Raw genomic sequence first — 15,854 nt, 5'->3', positions numbered from 1 at the left:
CTCCCACCCACGGGTCGTCGCGCCGGGTCAGTTCGTCGTCATGACCCGGCCTTGACCGGCGCAACGTCGATCGATCAACCGACCCACTTCCGGGCATTGCGGAACATGCGCATCCACGGGCTGAAGGTGGCTTGGTCGCCGCCGGTCCAGCTCAGCTGGATGTTGCGGAAGACGCGTTCCGGATGAGGCATCAGCGCGGTGAAACGGCCATCCGCGGTGGTGACCGCAGTGAGGCCGCCGGGGCTGCCGTTGGGGTTGAGCGGATAGTGCTCGGTGGGTTGACCCTCGCCATCGACAAAGCGCATGGCGCGCAGCACCTGGGCGGCATCGCCGCGCTGGGAGAAGTCGGCGAAGCCTTCGCCATGGGCGACCGCGATTGGCAGGCGGCTGCCGGCCATGCCGGCGAAGAACAGGCTGGGCGACTCCAGGATCTCGACCTGCGCCAGGCGGGCCTCGAACTGCTCGCTGCGGTTGCGGACGAACTTGGGCCAGTGCTGGGCACCAGGGATCATCGGCGACAGCGCGGCCAGCATCTGGCAGCCGTTGCACACGCCCAGCGCGAAGCTGTCCTGGCGGGCGAAGAAGTCTTCGAAGGCCGTCTTGAGCGTCGGGTTGAACAGGATGGAACGGGCCCAGCCCTCGCCGGCGCCCAGGGTGTCGCCGTAGCTGAAGCCGCCGCAGGCGATGAAGCCCTTGAAGGTGGACAGGTCGACCGCGCCGGCCTGCAGGTCGCTCATGTGGACGTCATAGCTGTCGAAGCCGGCCTGTGCCATGGCATAGGCCATTTCCACATGCGAGTTGACGCCCTGCTCGCGCAGGATCGCGACCTTGGGCCGCGCGCCGGTGGCGATGAACGGGGCGGCGATGTCCTCCGCCGGATCGAAGCTGGGCAGCCAATGCAGGCCCTTGACCGGCGCACCGGCCAGCGCATGTTCCTGGTCGGCACAGGCGGGGTTGTCGCGCTCGCGGGCGATGCGCCAGGAGACCTGGTCCCAGGTCTGATGGAGTTCCTGCAGCGATGCGGCGAAGACCTTCTTCGCATCGCGCCAGACTTCCACCTGGGCCATCTCGTTGGTCTTGCCGACCACATGGCTGATCTTGGACAGACCGTGGGCGCGCAGCGTCTGCAGGACCGCATCGCGATCGCCTGAGGCGACCTGCAGCACCACGCCGAGTTCTTCGTTGAAGAGCGCCTTGAGCGTCAGTTCCTCGCGGCGGCCGCTGACCTGGCTGGCCCAGTTCTTGGAGTCGCCGGTGTCGGCGCGGCTGTCGGTGATGCCGTCGCCTTCGGTGACCAGCATGTCCACATTCAGGCTGACGCCGCGCTGGCCGGCAAAGGCCATTTCGCAGGCGGCGCCGAACAGGCCGCCGTCGCTGCGGTCGTGGTAGGCCAGCAGCTTGCCCTGGCCGCGCAGGTCGTTGACCGCATTCACCAGCGACTTCAGCAAGGCCGGCTCATCAAGGTCGGGCACCTGGGCGCCGAACTGGTTCAGGGTTTGCGCCAGGATGGAGCCGCCCATGCGCATGCGGCCCTGGCCGAGGTCGACCAGCACCAGCGTGGTGTCGCCGGTCTGCAGTTGCGGCGTGAGGGTGCCGCGGACATCCGGCAGCGATGCGAAGGCGGTGATGATCAGCGACACCGGTGCGGTGACCTGGCGGGTCTGGCCGTCGTCGCTCCAGCGGGTGCGCATGGACAGCGAATCCTTGCCCACCGGGATGGACACGCCCAGCGCGGGGCAGAGTTCCATGCCGACGGCCTTGACCGTGTCATAGAGCGCGGCGTCCTCGCCGGGCTCGCCGCAGGCGGCCATCCAGTTGGCGGACAGCTTGACGCGGGAGAGCTCGATCGGCGCGGCCAGCAGGTTGGTGATCGCTTCCGCGACGGCCATGCGGCCGGATGCGGGCGCATCCACCGAGGCCAGCGGCGTGCGTTCGCCCATGCTCATGGCTTCGCCGGCGAAGCCCTTGAAGTCGGCCAGGGTGACGGCGCAATCGGCCACCGGCACCTGCCAGGGACCAACCATCTGATCGCGGTGATTCAGGCCGCCGACGGTGCGATCGCCGATGCTGATCAGGAAACGCTTGGAGGCCACGGTGGGATGGCGCAGCACGGCGGAGGCGGCGGTGGTGAGGTCCACGCCGGTGAGGTCCAGCGTGCCGCCCGAGCGGGCCACGCGCTGCACATCGCGATGCACCTTGGGCGGCTTGCCCAGCAGCACTTCCATCGGCATGTCGATGGCACGTTCGCCGCCCTCCCCGTCCTGCAGCACCAGGTCGCGCGGGGCGGTGGTCACGCCGACGACGGCGAACGGGCAGCGCTCGCGTTCGCACATCGCGGTGAACAGCGGAAGGCTTTCAGGCGCGATGGCCAGGACATAGCGTTCCTGGCTTTCGTTGCACCAGATTTCCTTGGGGGCGAGGCCGCTCTCTTCGAGCGGGACCTGGCGCAGGTCGAAGGTGGCGCCGCGGCCGGCATCGTTCACCAGTTCGGGGAAGGCATTGGAGATGCCACCGGCCCCGACGTCATGCACTGCCAGGATGGGATTGCGCTCCGCCAGGCCCCAGCAGTGGTTGATGACTTCCTGGGCGCGACGCTGGATTTCCGGGTTGCCGCGCTGGACCGAATCGAAGTCCAGGTCGGCGGTGTTGGTGCCGGCGGCCATCGAGCTGGCGGCGCTGCCGCCCATGCCGATGCGCATGCCGGGTCCGCCGAGCTGGATCAGCAGCGAGCCGGCGGGGAACTCGATCTTCTTGGTCAGGTCGGCGCGGATGGCACCGACGCCGCCGGCGATCATGATGGGCTTGTGATAGCCGCGGCGGATGCCGTCGACGTCCTGCTCATAGACGCGGAAGTAGCCGCCGAGGTTGGGACGGCCGAATTCGTTGTTGAAGGCGGCGCCGCCGAGCGGGCCTTCGGTCATGATCTGCAGGGCGCTGGCGATGTGGGCGGGCTTGCCGACGGCGTTGGCTTCCCAGGGTTCGGCCAGGCCGGGCAGATGCAGATTGGAGACCGAGAAGCCGGTCAGGCCGGCCTTGGGCTTGGCGCCGCGACCGGTGGCGCCCTCGTCGCGGATTTCGCCACCGGCACCGGTGGAGGCGCCGGGGTGCGGGGAGATGGCGGTCGGGTGGTTGTGGGTTTCCACCTTCATCAGCACATGTGCGGTTTCGGCGCGGGCTTCGTACTTGGGGGCGCGCTGATCGCCGGCGGCCATCCAGCGTTCGATCGCATGGCCTTCCATCACCGCGGCGTTATCGGCGTAGGCGATCACCGTGTGCTGGGAATTCAGCTTTTCGGTGTTGCGGATCATGCCGAACAGCGACAGCGGTTGGGCTTGGCCGTCGATGGTGAATTGCGCGTTGAAGATCTTGTGGCGGCAGTGTTCGCTGTTGGCCTGCGCGAACATCATCAGTTCGACATCGCTGGGATTGCGACCCAGCTTGAGGAAGGCCTCGACCAGATAGACGATTTCGTCTTCCGACATCGCGAGGCCCCAGGCGCTGTTGGCCTCGTCGAGTGCGGCGCGACCGCGGCCGATCACATCCACATGGGCCAGGGGCTGGGCTTGCTTGTCGTCGAAGAGATGGGTGGCGTCCTCACGGGCGAACAGCACGCTCTCGGTCATGCGGTCGTGCAGCAGTTCGGCGCAGGCGAGGAGTTCGTCCTGGGTGAGGGGTTTGGGGCCGCCGCTGAGGGCATTGCCGAGGGCGCCGAGCAGGCTGGTCTTGAGGGAGAGGCGGTACTCGATCACGCGTTCGACGCGTTTGATCGGCAGGCTGCAGTTGTGGGCGATGTCGGTTGCCTTGGAGGCCCAGGGGCTGAGGGTTCCGAGGCGTGGGGCTGTGACGATCAGGGTGCCGTCGGCGGGGCCTTCGTAGGCATCGCCGTAATCCAGCAGGGCGGCGATCTTGGCGCGGGCGGTGTCGTCGAGGGCTTGTTCGGTCCAGACCCAGTGCACATGGCGGGCGTGCACGGCGGCGATGCGCTCATTGACGGCTTGCAGACGTGCCAGCAGCGCGGCGGCCCGGAAGGATGAGAGGGCATTGCCCCCCTCGAAGTGAATCAGATGCTTGGACGAGGTGGTGCTGGCCATGGGATCCCGAGGGGTTGCGCCGCGCGCGCCGCGGCGGTGAGCCCGACATTCTAGCCAGCACCGCCCCCCGCACCGGGTTTACCCGGCGCAAGACGAAAGAAACAGGGCCCTGCCCCGCTCCGACGCCCATCCCATCGAATCATCGACCCGATGAAGTTCGACCGCAGGTGCCGCATGACCGAGCCCACGCAGGCCGGGTCCGCACACCATGCATCATCGTCCTGTCCCGTGACGAAGAAAAAAAGTTGCTGTGGCGCGAATGACCCTGGCCTGCCACCCGACGACAAACGAGCGCAGATGTTGCATGGACGAGCCCCGCGTAGGGCGAGTGTCGGCGAAGGTGGAAGGATTGCGTTGAATGATTGGCGCGTCCCGCGCCAGCGGGCAAGCCTGCCACCTGATGACATACGAGCGCAGCTGTTGCATGGACGAGCCCCGCGTAGGGCGAGTGTCGGCGAAGGTGGAAGGATTGCGTTGAATGGTTGGCGCGTCCCGCGGCAGCGGGCAAGCCTGCCACCTGACGACATACGAGCGCAGATGTTGCATGGACGAGCCCCGCTTAGGGCGAGTGTCGGAGGGGGTGGAAGGACTGCGTTGAGCGGTTGGCGCGTCCCGCGAAAGCGGGCAAGCGTTCGCAGCGAGGAGTGGGTAGTGTCAGCGAGTGGTGGGGGTTCTAGTAGCAGGGCTGGAGGAGTCTCGGAGCGGAGAGACGAGCGACGGGGGGATGACAGCGAGCAAGCTCGCCGGGAGGGAGGCGTTCTTTGGTTCCTTTCTGGGGCGCCAGAAAGGGACTCGGCAGCCGGGCCGACGACCCGGCGGGGTGTAAGGAGTTGGCCAGGGATGTCGGCAAGCGCGGCGGCGGCGGCGGCGGCGGCATGGCAATGGCAGAAGGCCCCCGCCCACCTTCACCCGTCATTCACCCTAGAAAAAAACAAAACGCCCGCCGGTCAATCCCGGTCGGGCGTTTGTGTCGTCTGTCTGCGGCGTCTGCTGCGATCACCACGCCGATGGGGCGAAGCGGGAATCCCGTCTGAAGCGCCCCAAAGCCGGCACGCGCTCAGCGCAGAAAGCGTCCCCGCGGATCAATGATCGCGATATCGGCATAGCTTGCCCCTGTGTGATCGGTCGGGCTGAACCCGATATCGATCCCACCGAGGTCGTACTTCGTCATGCCGTTGAGTGCGCGGGTGATCCCCGCGCGGCTGACGTCCTTGCCGGCGCGCCGGATGGCTTCCACGAGCACCTTGGCTGAGACGAAGCCTTCCATCATTGCGGGGGTCACGATCCCGCCGGTTTCGGCTTGCTTGGCCTTCGCGAGGTCGGTGACTTCACGAACCATGGGCAGCGTCATGTTGCGTTCGTTGGGGAACACTTGGGACACGATGACGCCGGCCGCGTTTTGACCGAGCAGTTGGATGAAGCCGGCCGACGCGTTGTTGGACAGTGTCGACGCCAGCGTGCGGGAGCCGGCAGCGCGCAGGGCATTGATGGTTTCCGATGCCACCTGCTGGGTCGAGATGAACAGCACGACCTGCGGATCTGCGGTCATGACTTGCTTGACCAGATTGGGCACATCCGGCTTTTCGCGGTCGTAGGTGAGGTGCAGGACCGGCTTGGTTTTCTGGTCGGTCAGCCCACGGAGTGCGCCTTGGGCGGCGTCCTGGCCGAAGGTGTCGTTCACCTGGACGATGGCGATCCGGGTGTTGCCCATCTCGAGCAGCAGTTGGACGGCCCGTTCGGCTTCACGCTGGTAGGTGGAGCGGACGTTGAAGACGTAGGGGTGCACCGGCTTGTGCAGCAGCGACGCCCCGGTGGACGGCGCGATCAGCGGCAGCTGGTATTTTTCCAGCAGCGGCATCACGGCCTGGGTGTGGGGCGTCCCGCGGGTGAGGAACAGGGCGACGGCGCCCTTGTCGATCAGCGCCTGGGCGTTGGTGGCGGACCGCTTGGGATCGAAGGCGTCGTCCATCGACACCAGTTCGATCTTCTGGCCCCCGACCCCGCCGGTGGCGTTGATGTGGTCCAGGTACAGCCGGGCGCCCAGGTTGAGTTCCTTGACGCTGGCGGCGACCTGGCCGGTGATACCGGCGGTCTGGCCGACGATGATCTGGGCGTGCGCGGCCCCGGTGGCGCCGATGGCCAGCGCGAAGGTGGAAAGAAGTCCGGCGATGGACCGGCGGCTCCAAGGATGGAATGTCATCGTGATTGTCCTGCCGGCGTTGTACGCAACCGGCTCTGTCCCCTACAACCGACCGGGGGGGTAGCGATCGGCGCCTCGACGCCCACCCCCCGTAGATGAGGGGGTCAGCGTCCCGCGCGCATCTTAGCGACGATGTCCTGCACCCGTCCCATCAGTGCGGGCACATCGATCGACATATTGGTGCGATTTTTCAACAGTTGCCGTCCTGCCACCCACACATCCGTGACATGTTCACGCCCGGCCACATACACGAGCTGCGCATCGGCGTGATAGACCGGCTGGCATTCGAGCGAATCCAGGGCCACCGCCACCACGTCGGCCTGCTTGCCGGGCTCGAGGGTGCCCAGGTCGTTGGCCCGGCCCATGGCCTTGGCGGCACGCACCGTGGCCATTTCCAGCGCGGTGCGGGCGGAGACGGTCAGCGGGTCGCCGGTGGCGCCCTTGGCCAGCAGCGCGGCGGCGCGGATCTCGTTGAACATGTCCTGGCGGTTGTTGGACGCCGCGCCATCGGTGCCGAGCACGGTGTTCACGCCTGCAGCCTCCAGCGCCTTGACCGGCGCAATGCCCGAGGCGAGCTTCAGGTTGGAGTTCGGGTTGTGGACCAGGTGCACGCCCTGGCGGGCGATCATCTCGATCTCGTCGTCGGTCAGATGGACCATGTGGACGGCGATCATCTTGGCGTTCAGCAGGCCCAGCTTGTTCAAGCGAGCCAGCGGGCGCTCGCCGAACTGCTTCAGACTGCCTTCGATCTCATCCTGCGTCTCATGGATGTGGCAGTGCATCTGCAGGTCGTATTTTTCCGACAGCTGGCGCAGCTGGATGAAGGTCTCGTCGGACACGGTGTACGGCGCATGCGGCGCGCTGGTCCAGTCCAGCAGGGATTCGCCCTTGAACTGCTCGTAGGCGGCCAGCCCCTTGTCGATGTAGTCCTGCGCATTGGCGGCATAGCCGGTCGGGAAGTCGATCACATTGATCGACACCCCGGCGCGGAGGCCGCTGTCCACCGCGGCACGGGCCATGGCGGTGGGGAAGAAGTACATGTCGTTGAGGTAGGTCACCCCGCCGCGGATCGCCTCGGCGGCCGACAGCATCGAGCCCTGGTAGGTCCAGTCCTCGCTCACCCACTGGCGCTCCAGCGGCCAGATGTGGTTGTTGAGCCAGTCCATCAGCGCCAGGTCGTCGGCGACACCGCGCAGCAGCGACATCGCCGAATGGGTGTGCGAATTGATCAGGCCGGGGATCAGCACATGGTGGGGCAGCTCGACCCGCTCGGCATCGGCGTACTGGCGCAGCGCCTCCTCACGCGGCAGCACGGCGGCAATGCGATCGCCCTCGATGGCCAGCGCATGCTGCTCCAGCACCGGGCTGCCCGGGGTCATGGTGATCAGCCAGCGGGGCAACAGCAGCTTCACGGCTTGGGTGGACATCGGGTTCTCCTTGGGGCGTGGGGACGTAGGAACGCGGGGACGCGCCGCGCGCGGCATCCCACATTGTCTTGAATTCCGGGAAGGTGCGGCGGCACAGCGGGCCGCCGTTGGTCAATAGATCGCGTCGAACAGGGCCAGCACGCGCGGCGCGTCGACGGCCACACACACCCGCTGCACCGGCTGGCCGTTCCACGGCGTGTCGCCGCGGTGTTCCTGGCGCCAGTCCTGGATGGTCTGGCCGGTCGCGATGCCGTCCAGCACCACCCGCACCGGACCGTCGCGCAGGGTGAACGCCTCGGGCACCAGCAGGATGGCGGCGGCGCTGGCGTCGTGGGCATAGATCCCGCCGATGCCGTCGCGGGCGTCATAGAACTGCTGATAGTGGCGAGTGGCCTGCCACAGCAGGTCGCCAGCGCCCTGCCCGCGGCCTTGCAGCCTGGCCAGATCGGCCTCGCGCATGATCACCTCCTGGGTCACGTCCAGGCCGACGATGATCACCGGCCACGGCGCGGTGAACACCTGATCCGCGGCCTCGGGGTCGGCCATGATGTTGGCCTCCGCCACCGGCGACACGTTGCCGCTGTGGCCCTTCAGGCCGAAGGCGCCGCCCATCACGACCACCTGCTTGACCTTGCCGGCGATGCCCGGGTCATGGCGAAGGGCCAGTGCGAGGTTGGTGAACGGACCGACCGCCACCAGCGTGATCTCACCCGGACGGGCGTTGACCATGTCGCAGATCAGCACATGGGCCGGACGCGGATCCAGCGCGCGCTGCGGTGCAGGCAACTGCCCGCTGAGGCCGCCGATGCCGTCGTCGCCATGCACATGTGCGGCGCCGTCACGGCGGCGGCTGTCCAACAGCGGACCGGCCGCCCCCACCGCCACGGGCACGTCGGACTGGAAAAGCGCGCACAGGCCGCGGGCATTGCGCGCGGTGATGTCCACGGCGGCATTGCCGAACACGGCGGTGACCGCCAGCAGATCGAAGCGCGGATGCGACGCCAGCAGGGCGAGCGCGAGGGCGTCATCGATGCCGGGATCGGTGTCAAAGATGACCGGGATGCGTGCGGTCGGATCGCTGGACGATGCGGAGGTCAAAGCGGTCGAGGCGATCGAGGGGGTGGAAACAGTCGAAGACAGGCTGCCCATGGGAGACGGCTCCAGGTCAGGCGTTGAAGGAAGGTGCCGGGACAGCCCCGGCGGACGTGGCGGACGACTTGGCAGACGGAGACGCCCCACCGATCGCGGCGGGCTGCGGCGGCAACGGCGGCAGCTCCGAGCGGTGCGGCATGGCCTGCTGCACGCCGGTCCGGCTGACCGCCAAGGCCGCGGCGGATTGCCCCAGCATCGCAGCGCGCGCGGCGCTCAGCCCCTCGGCCAGGCCCACCGCCAGGCCGCCGACCAGCGTATCCCCGGCGCCCACGGTGTCCACCGCGTCGACGCGGGTGGCCGCGAGGTGCAGGCCCTCGGGATGATCGTCAGCCAGCAACCAGGCGCCCTGGCCGCCCAGCGTCACCAGGACCTGACGGGGTCCACGCTGGCGCAGCACGGCGGCAGCGGCGCGGGCCATCGTCAGGGCATCGCCGGTCTGAGGCACGGCCGCGCCGGCCAACTGCGCGGCCTCGGTCTCGTTGACCACCAGCCAGTCGGTCTGCGCCAGCAACGCCGCCGGCAGGTCTTGCGCGGGGGCGGCATTCAACACCGTGGTGACGCCGCCGGAGCGCGCGATCTCGAAGGCGCGCTGGATGGCCGGCACCGGCACCTCCAATTGCGCAACCACCACCTTGGCCTGCCGCAGGGTGGCAGCGGCACCGTCGATGTCCTGCTCGCTCAGGTCGGCATTGCTGCCGGGGACCACGACGATCGCGTTTTCGCCGTCCTCGCGCGCGACCATGATCACGGCGATGCCGGGCCAGGCCTGGTCGTCCCGGCGGATGGTCTGGGTCTGCACCCGTTCGGCTTCCAGCGCCTGCAGCAGTTCATGCCCATGCTGGCGCAAGCCGACGCGGCCGATCAAGGCCACATCGGCGCCCAAGCGCGAGGCGGCCACCGCCTGATTGCCGCCCTTGCCGCCAGGCGTGCCGGCGAAGCGTTCACCGATCAGCGTTTCGCCGGGTGCGGGCAGGCGTGCGGCGTGGGCCACCAGGTCCATGTTGACGCTGCCGACCACCACCACGGTGGCGGCGGCAGAGGCGCTCGGGGACGCGCCGGGGCCCGACGCAGCGGGCGCTTGGATACTCATGCTTGCTCCGAAGACGACGGCGCCGCAGTGCTCTCGCGCAGCACCAGCTGCGGCGTGAGTTGCAGGTCCTTGAACGGCGCCTGGGGATTCTCGATGCGCTCGATCAATGCGCGGCCGGCCTCTCGGCCCAGGTCGCGGATCGAGCAGCCCACGCTGGTGATCGCGGGATAGATGTAGCTGCCCAGCTCGATCGCGTCGAAGCCGACGACCGACAACTGGCGCGGCACCGACAGGCCCAACTCGGCGGCGGCACGCAGCGCGCCCATCGCCATCAGGTCGTTGCCGGTGAAGACCGCCGTGAGTTCGGGCTGGCGGCGCAGCAAGGCCTTCACCGCCTCATAGCCGCCGGCCGTGCTGAAGTCGCTCTCCACCAGCCAATCAGGGCGCGGCTCGATGCCGGCGTCCTGCAACGCGGTGCGCCATCCGGAGACCCGCTCCTGGGTGACTTCGAATTCAGCCGGACCACTCACACAGCCGATGCGCCGATGGCCCAGCGACAGCAGATGCCGCACCGCCTCCAGCGCGCCGAGCTGGTTGTTGACGCTGACCCGGTCGGCGCGCGCGCCCGGCACCAGGCGGTCGACGGTGACCACCGGCACACTGGCGTGGCGGAAGGTGGCGGCCAGGGCCTCGGTGTCACCGGCGGAGCTGAGCAACAGGCCGTCGATGCGCTTTTCCAGCAGCGTGCGCATATAGGCCTGCTGGTGCTTGGGGTCGTTGTCCGAGTTGCAGAGAAACACCGAATAACCGGCCTGCCGACAACACTCCTCCACCCCCACCACCAGCTCCGCGAAGAACGGGTTGCGCACATTGGGCACCAGCACGCCGACGATCTTGGTCTCGCTGCGCCGCAGGGAGCGCGCCACCGCACTGGGGAAGTAGCCGATCTCATCGACGGCGGCCAGCACACGCGCCCGCGCGTCGGCACTCACCGGTCGCGTGTTGTTCAACACATGCGACACCGTGGTGAAGGACACCCCCGCCAGCGCGGCCACATCCTTGATGGTGCTCATTGGTAGCTTCGGTCCTCGTCAGGTCCGGGTGAATCTTGATGGCACGCGTGGTTTCGGACGACAGGTCAAAACCGCGCGAACGGTCAATTGCAAACGTTTGCAAAGCGGCCGAAGCATAGCGCAAGACGATGGTGATCACGCCCTCGAGAATCCCTAACGAAGGACGGGATCCCCTCACCGGCTTGCCCAGCAAGAACAAAGCCCCCGGCCGGAAGGCTCGGGGGCTTTGCAGCAGCGGTGTGGCGCAGGCACCTTGCGGCGCCTGACGCTCGTCGATCAGCGCTCGTCGATCAGCGCTGGGCGATCGGCTTGACGTCGCGCGGGGTGGCGCCGACGAACAGCTGACGCGGACGGCCGATCTTGTACTCGGGGTCGCCGATCATCTCGTTGAGCTGGGCGATCCAGCCAACGGTGCGGGCCAGCGCGAAGATCGCGGTGAACAGCGGCACCGGGATGCCGATGGCGCGCTGCACGATGCCCGAGTAGAAGTCGACGTTCGGGTAGAGTTTGCGGGCGACGAAGTATTCGTCTTCCAGCGCGATCTTCTCGAGTTCCATCGCCAGCTTGAACATCGGGTCGTCATGCAGACCCAGCTCGTTCAGCACTTCATGGCAGGTCTCGCGCATCAGCTTGGCGCGCGGATCGTAGTTCTTGTAGACGCGGTGACCGAAGCCCATCAGCTTGACGCCGCTGTTCTTGTCCTTGACCTGCTTGATGAACTCGCCGATCTTGGCCACGCCGCCCTGCTTCTGGATGTCGCCCAGCATGTTCAGCGCCGCTTCGTTCGCGCCGCCGTGCGCCGGGCCCCACAGGCAGGCCACGCCCGCCGCAATGGCCGCGAACGGGTTGGTGCCGGACGATCCGCACAGACGCACGGTGGAGGTCGAGGCGTTCTGCTCGTGGTCCGCATGCAGGGTGAAGATGCGGTCCATCGCGCGGACCAGCACGTCGTTGGGCTTGTACTCCTCGCACGGCGTGGCAAACATCATGCGCATGAAGTTGCCGGCGTAGGACAGGTCGTTCTTCGGGTACACATAGGGCTGGCCGATCGTGTACTTGTAGGCCATGGCGACCAGCGTCGGCATCTTCGCGATCAGGCGGATCGCTGCGATCTCGCGGTGCTCGGGGTTATTGATGTCGGTGCTGTCGTGATAGAAGGCCGACAGCGCGCCCACCAGGCCGGTCATGACCGCCATCGGATGCGCGTCGCGGCGGAAGCCGCGCAGGAAGAACTGCATCTGCTCGTTGACCATCGTGTGATGGGTCACGCGGTCGACGAAGTCTTCCTTCTGCGCCGGTGTCGGCAGCTCGCCGTAGAGCAGCAGGTAGCAGGTCTCGAGGTAGTCGCAGTTGACGGCCAGTTGCTCGATCGGATAGCCGCGATACAGCAGCTCGCCCTTGTCACCGTCGATGTAGGTGATGGTGGAGTTGCAGGAGGCGGTCGACAGGAAGCCCGGGTCGTAGGTGAACTTGCCCGTCTGGCCGTAGAGCTTGCGGATATCGATCACATCCGGACCGATCGTGCCCTTGTACAGCGGCAGGTCGATCTGGGGGCTGCCGTCGGAGAACGACAGGGTGGCTTTGACGTCAGACGGGGTCATGGGCATTCCTTATGACTTCGGGGGATTTTGTGCGGTCTTACTGAGGGGTCCTGAGCAGCGCGAGCACCGCGTGCACGTCGGGGCGGTCCAGATCGTCAGCCGGCTCCTTGCGGGCCAGCATCAGATCCAGCAGGTCGTTGTCGGACAGGTCCATCAACTGCCTGAGACCCTCGGCGTGGAACTCAGTCAGACTTGTCTCGTGTTGCCGGAAGAACCGCTCGATGAAGAGGTCATTCTCCAGCAGACCGCGGCGGCAGCGCCACTTGAGCTTAGAGAGATCCCTCTCGTTGATGAGGGTGTTTCCGGCGAGTGTCGTCATGGTTCGATCCGTGGGCGCGCGTCAGACGGCGCGACGCACCATCAGTTCCTTGATCTTGCCGATCGCCTTCGTCGGGTTGAGACCCTTCGGGCAGACGTCGACACAGTTCATGATGGTGTGGCAGCGGAACAGGCGGTACGGGTCCTCGAGGTTGTCGAGGCGTTCCGCGGTGCCGTGGTCGCGGCTGTCGGCCAGGAAGCGGTAGGCCTGCAGCAGACCGGCGGGACCGACGAACTTGTCGGGGTTCCACCAGAAGCTGGGGCAGCTCGTGGAGCAGCTGGCGCACAGGATGCACTCGTACAGGCCGTCGAGCTCCTCGCGCTCCTGAGGCGACTGCAGGCGCTCCTTTTCAGGCGGGCGCTCGTCGTTCAGCAGGTAGGGCTTGATCGAGTTGTACTGCTTGAAGAACTGCGTCATGTCCACGATCAGGTCGCGGACCACCGGCAGACCCGGCAGCGGCTTGAGGATGATGACATCCGGCAGCGAACGCAGGTTGGTCAGGCAAGCCAGACCGTTCTTGCCGTTGATGTTCATCGCGTCCGAACCGCACACGCCTTCACGGCAGGAACGGCGGAACGACAGGGTGGGATCGACCGCCTTGAGCTTGAGCAGGGCGTCCAGCAGCATGCGTTCGTTACCGGCGAGCTCGAGCTCGATGGTCTGCATGTAGGGCTTGGCGTCCTTGTCCGGGTCGTAGCGGTAGATCTTGAAGGTGCGCTTGATCATTTGAATCTCCTGCGGCGCTTAGAAGGTGCGAACCTTCGGCGGGACGCTGTCGACGGTCAGGGGCTGCAGGTTGACCGGCTTGTAGGTCAAGCTGTTGGTGGCGGAGTGCCACAGCGTGTGCTTCATCCACTCCTTGTCATTGCGACCCAGCGGGAATTCGGCATCGTCCGCACCGCGCTCGAAGTCGTTGACGGTGTGGGCACCACGGCATTCCTTGCGGGCAGCGGCCGACACGATCGTGGCCTCGGCGGCTTCGATCAGGTTGTCCACCTCCAGCGCTTCGACACGGGCGGTGTTGAAGACCTTGGACTTGTCCTTCAGCGTGATGTTCTTGACCCGCTCGCGGATGGCGGCGACGGCGGTGACGCCCTCGTCCAGCATCGCGCTGGTGCGGAACACGCCGGCATGCGCCTGCATCGCGGTGCGCAGGTCGTTGGCCACGTCCTGGGCGTATTCGCCGCCGTTGTTGCTTTCCAGGCGGTTCAGGCGCGAGAGCGTCAGCTCGGCCGCATCCTTGGGCAGCGGCTTGTGCAGCTTGGTCGACTTGGTCAGCGAATCCACGATGTGGTTGCCGGCCGCGCGGCCGAAGACCACCAGGTCCAGCAGCGAGTTGGTGCCCAGGCGGTTGGCGCCGTGGACCGACACGCAGGAGCACTCGCCCACCGCATACAGGCCGTTGACCACGCTCTTGTAGTCGTCGCCCTTGGGCACGACGACCTGGCCATGGACATTGGTCGGGATGCCACCCATCTGGTAGTGGATGGTCGGCACGACCGGGATCGGCTCCTTGGTGATGTCGACGTTGGCGAAGTTGTGGCCGATCTCGAACACCGACGGCAGGCGCTTGAGAATGGTCTCGCCGCCCAGGTGGGTCATGTCCAGCACGACGTAGTCCTTGTTGGGACCACAGCCGCGACCTTCCTTGATTTCCTGGTCCATGCAGCGCGAGACAAAGTCACGCGGTGCCAGGTCTTTCAGCGTCGGGGCATAGCGCTCCATGAAGCGCTCGCCATTGGCATTGCGCAGGATCGCGCCTTCGCCGCGGCAGCCTTCGGTCAGCAGCACGCCCGCGCCGGCCACGCCGGTGGGGTGGAACTGCCAGAACTCCATGTCCTGCAGCGGGATGTCCGCGCGAGCGGCCATGCCCAGACCGTCGCCGGTGTTGATGAAGGCATTGGTCGAGGCCGCGAAGATGCGACCCGCGCCACCGGTGGCCAGCAGCACGGTCTTGGCCTCGAGGATGTGCACCTCACCGGTTTCCATCTCCAGCGCGGTCACGCCGACCACGTCGCCGTCGGCGTCGCGGATCAGGTCCAGCGCCATCCATTCGACGAAGAAGTTGGTGCGGGCCTTGACGTTCTGCTGATAGAGCGTGTGCAGCAGCGCATGGCCGGTGCGGTCAGCGGCGGCACAGGCACGCTGCACCGGCTTCTCGCCGTAGTTGGCGGTGTGGCCGCCGAACGGGCGCTGATAGATGGTGCCGTCCGGGTTGCGGTCGAACGGCATGCCGAAGTGTTCCAGCTCGTAGACCACTTGCGGGGCCTGACGGCACATGAACTCGATGGCGTCCTGGTCACCCAACCAGTCCGAACCCTTCACCGTGTCGTAGAAGTGATAGTGCCAGTTGTCTTCCGACATGTTGCCCAGGCTGGCGCCGATGCCGCCCTGGGCGGCCACGGTGTGCGAGCGAGTGGGAAAAACCTTCGACAGGACAGCCACATTCAGGCCGGCGAGCGACAGCTGCAGCGACGCGCGCATGCCAGAGCCACCGGCTCCGACGATGACGACGTCGAACTTGCGCTTGGGGAGCGAGGTTCCGATTTGCATTTCTTACAGCCTCCAGAGCACTTGGATCGCCCAACCCGCGCAACCCACCAACCACACCAGCGTGAACACATGCAGCGCGAGCCGCAGTCCCACTGGCTTGACGTAATCCATCCAGATGTCCCGCACGCCGACCCAGGCGTGATACGCCAGCGAGATCACCAGCGCGAAGGTCAGGAACTTCATCCACTGCCGGCTGAAGATGCCGGCCCACAGGTCATAGCCCAGCGGCTGGCTGGTGAACAGCACCTGTGCCAGCAGCACGATGGTGAACAGCGCCATCAGCACCGCGGTCGCGCGCTGGGCCATCCAGTCGCGCAGCCCGTAATGCGCACCGACGACGGTGCGCTTCGTTCCATAGGTTGTCATTGGAGATTGCCTCTTCGGTGTTCTTCGATGAATCCGCGTTGA

General features: G+C 66.7%; 11 protein-coding genes. All 11 read right to left on the bottom strand.

Annotation, left to right across the window (positions count from 1 at the left end):
* Nucleotides 1-74 precede the first annotated feature (74 nt).
* The 11 genes from purL to sdhD all read right to left on the bottom strand — a co-directional run bounded on the left by purL (nucleotide 75) and on the right by sdhD (nucleotide 15,812).
* Nucleotides 75-4,091, bottom strand: a complete 4,017-nt coding sequence (gene purL / locus N4261_RS10120; protein WP_261760026.1) for a phosphoribosylformylglycinamidine synthase — start codon at nucleotides 4,089-4,091, stop codon at nucleotides 75-77.
* A 1,057-nt stretch (nucleotides 4,092-5,148) separates the two neighbouring features.
* Nucleotides 5,149-6,291 (bottom strand): ABC transporter substrate-binding protein, encoded by a 1,143-nt coding sequence (locus N4261_RS10115; RefSeq protein ID WP_261760025.1) that lies wholly within the window; start codon nucleotides 6,289-6,291, stop codon nucleotides 5,149-5,151.
* Between the two features lie 104 nt (nucleotides 6,292-6,395).
* Nucleotides 6,396-7,718, bottom strand: a complete 1,323-nt coding sequence (locus tag N4261_RS10110; protein WP_261760024.1) for a TRZ/ATZ family hydrolase — start codon at nucleotides 7,716-7,718, stop codon at nucleotides 6,396-6,398.
* Between the two features lie 111 nt (nucleotides 7,719-7,829).
* A complete protein-coding gene (locus tag N4261_RS10105; protein ID WP_261760023.1) occupies nucleotides 7,830-8,867 on the bottom strand; it encodes a nucleoside hydrolase in 1,038 nt (345 codons plus the stop codon).
* A 16-nt stretch (nucleotides 8,868-8,883) separates the two neighbouring features.
* The gene (locus N4261_RS10100) at nucleotides 8,884-9,960 is read right to left on the bottom strand and encodes a ribokinase (protein WP_261760022.1); all 1,077 of its coding nucleotides are present in this window, start codon (nucleotides 9,958-9,960) and stop codon (nucleotides 8,884-8,886) included.
* Complete coding sequence (locus N4261_RS10095) at nucleotides 9,957-10,973, bottom strand: LacI family DNA-binding transcriptional regulator (RefSeq protein WP_261760021.1); 1,017 nt, start codon at nucleotides 10,971-10,973, stop codon at nucleotides 9,957-9,959. The genes N4261_RS10100 and N4261_RS10095 overlap by 4 nt, the downstream gene beginning before the upstream one ends.
* Nucleotides 10,974-11,263: 290 nt before the next feature.
* Complete coding sequence (gene gltA, locus N4261_RS10090) at nucleotides 11,264-12,574, bottom strand: citrate synthase (RefSeq protein ID WP_261760020.1); 1,311 nt, start codon at nucleotides 12,572-12,574, stop codon at nucleotides 11,264-11,266.
* Nucleotides 12,575-12,611: 37 nt separating this feature from the next.
* Complete coding sequence (locus N4261_RS10085; protein WP_261760019.1) at nucleotides 12,612-12,893, bottom strand: FAD assembly factor SdhE; 282 nt, start codon at nucleotides 12,891-12,893, stop codon at nucleotides 12,612-12,614.
* Nucleotides 12,894-12,914: 21 nt separating this feature from the next.
* On the bottom strand, nucleotides 12,915-13,619 hold the full coding sequence (locus tag N4261_RS10080) for a succinate dehydrogenase iron-sulfur subunit (protein ID WP_290428856.1): 705 nt from the start codon (nucleotides 13,617-13,619) through the stop codon (nucleotides 12,915-12,917).
* Nucleotides 13,620-13,637: 18 nt separating this feature from the next.
* Nucleotides 13,638-15,446: a succinate dehydrogenase flavoprotein subunit gene (gene sdhA / locus N4261_RS10075; protein WP_261760018.1), complete on the bottom strand. Its 1,809-nt coding sequence runs from the start codon at nucleotides 15,444-15,446 to the stop codon at nucleotides 13,638-13,640.
* A gap of 3 nt (nucleotides 15,447-15,449) precedes the next feature.
* On the bottom strand, nucleotides 15,450-15,812 hold the full coding sequence (gene sdhD, locus N4261_RS10070) for a succinate dehydrogenase, hydrophobic membrane anchor protein (RefSeq protein WP_261760017.1): 363 nt from the start codon (nucleotides 15,810-15,812) through the stop codon (nucleotides 15,450-15,452).
* Nucleotides 15,813-15,854: the final 42 nt, after the last annotated feature.

Source organism: Roseateles amylovorans, from assembly GCF_025398155.2.
In the GTDB taxonomy this organism is placed as follows: domain Bacteria; phylum Pseudomonadota; class Gammaproteobacteria; order Burkholderiales; family Burkholderiaceae_C; genus Roseateles; species Roseateles amylovorans.
The sequence above is the reverse complement of the archived record's forward strand: the minus strand, read 5'-3'. Positions and strand labels throughout refer to the sequence as shown.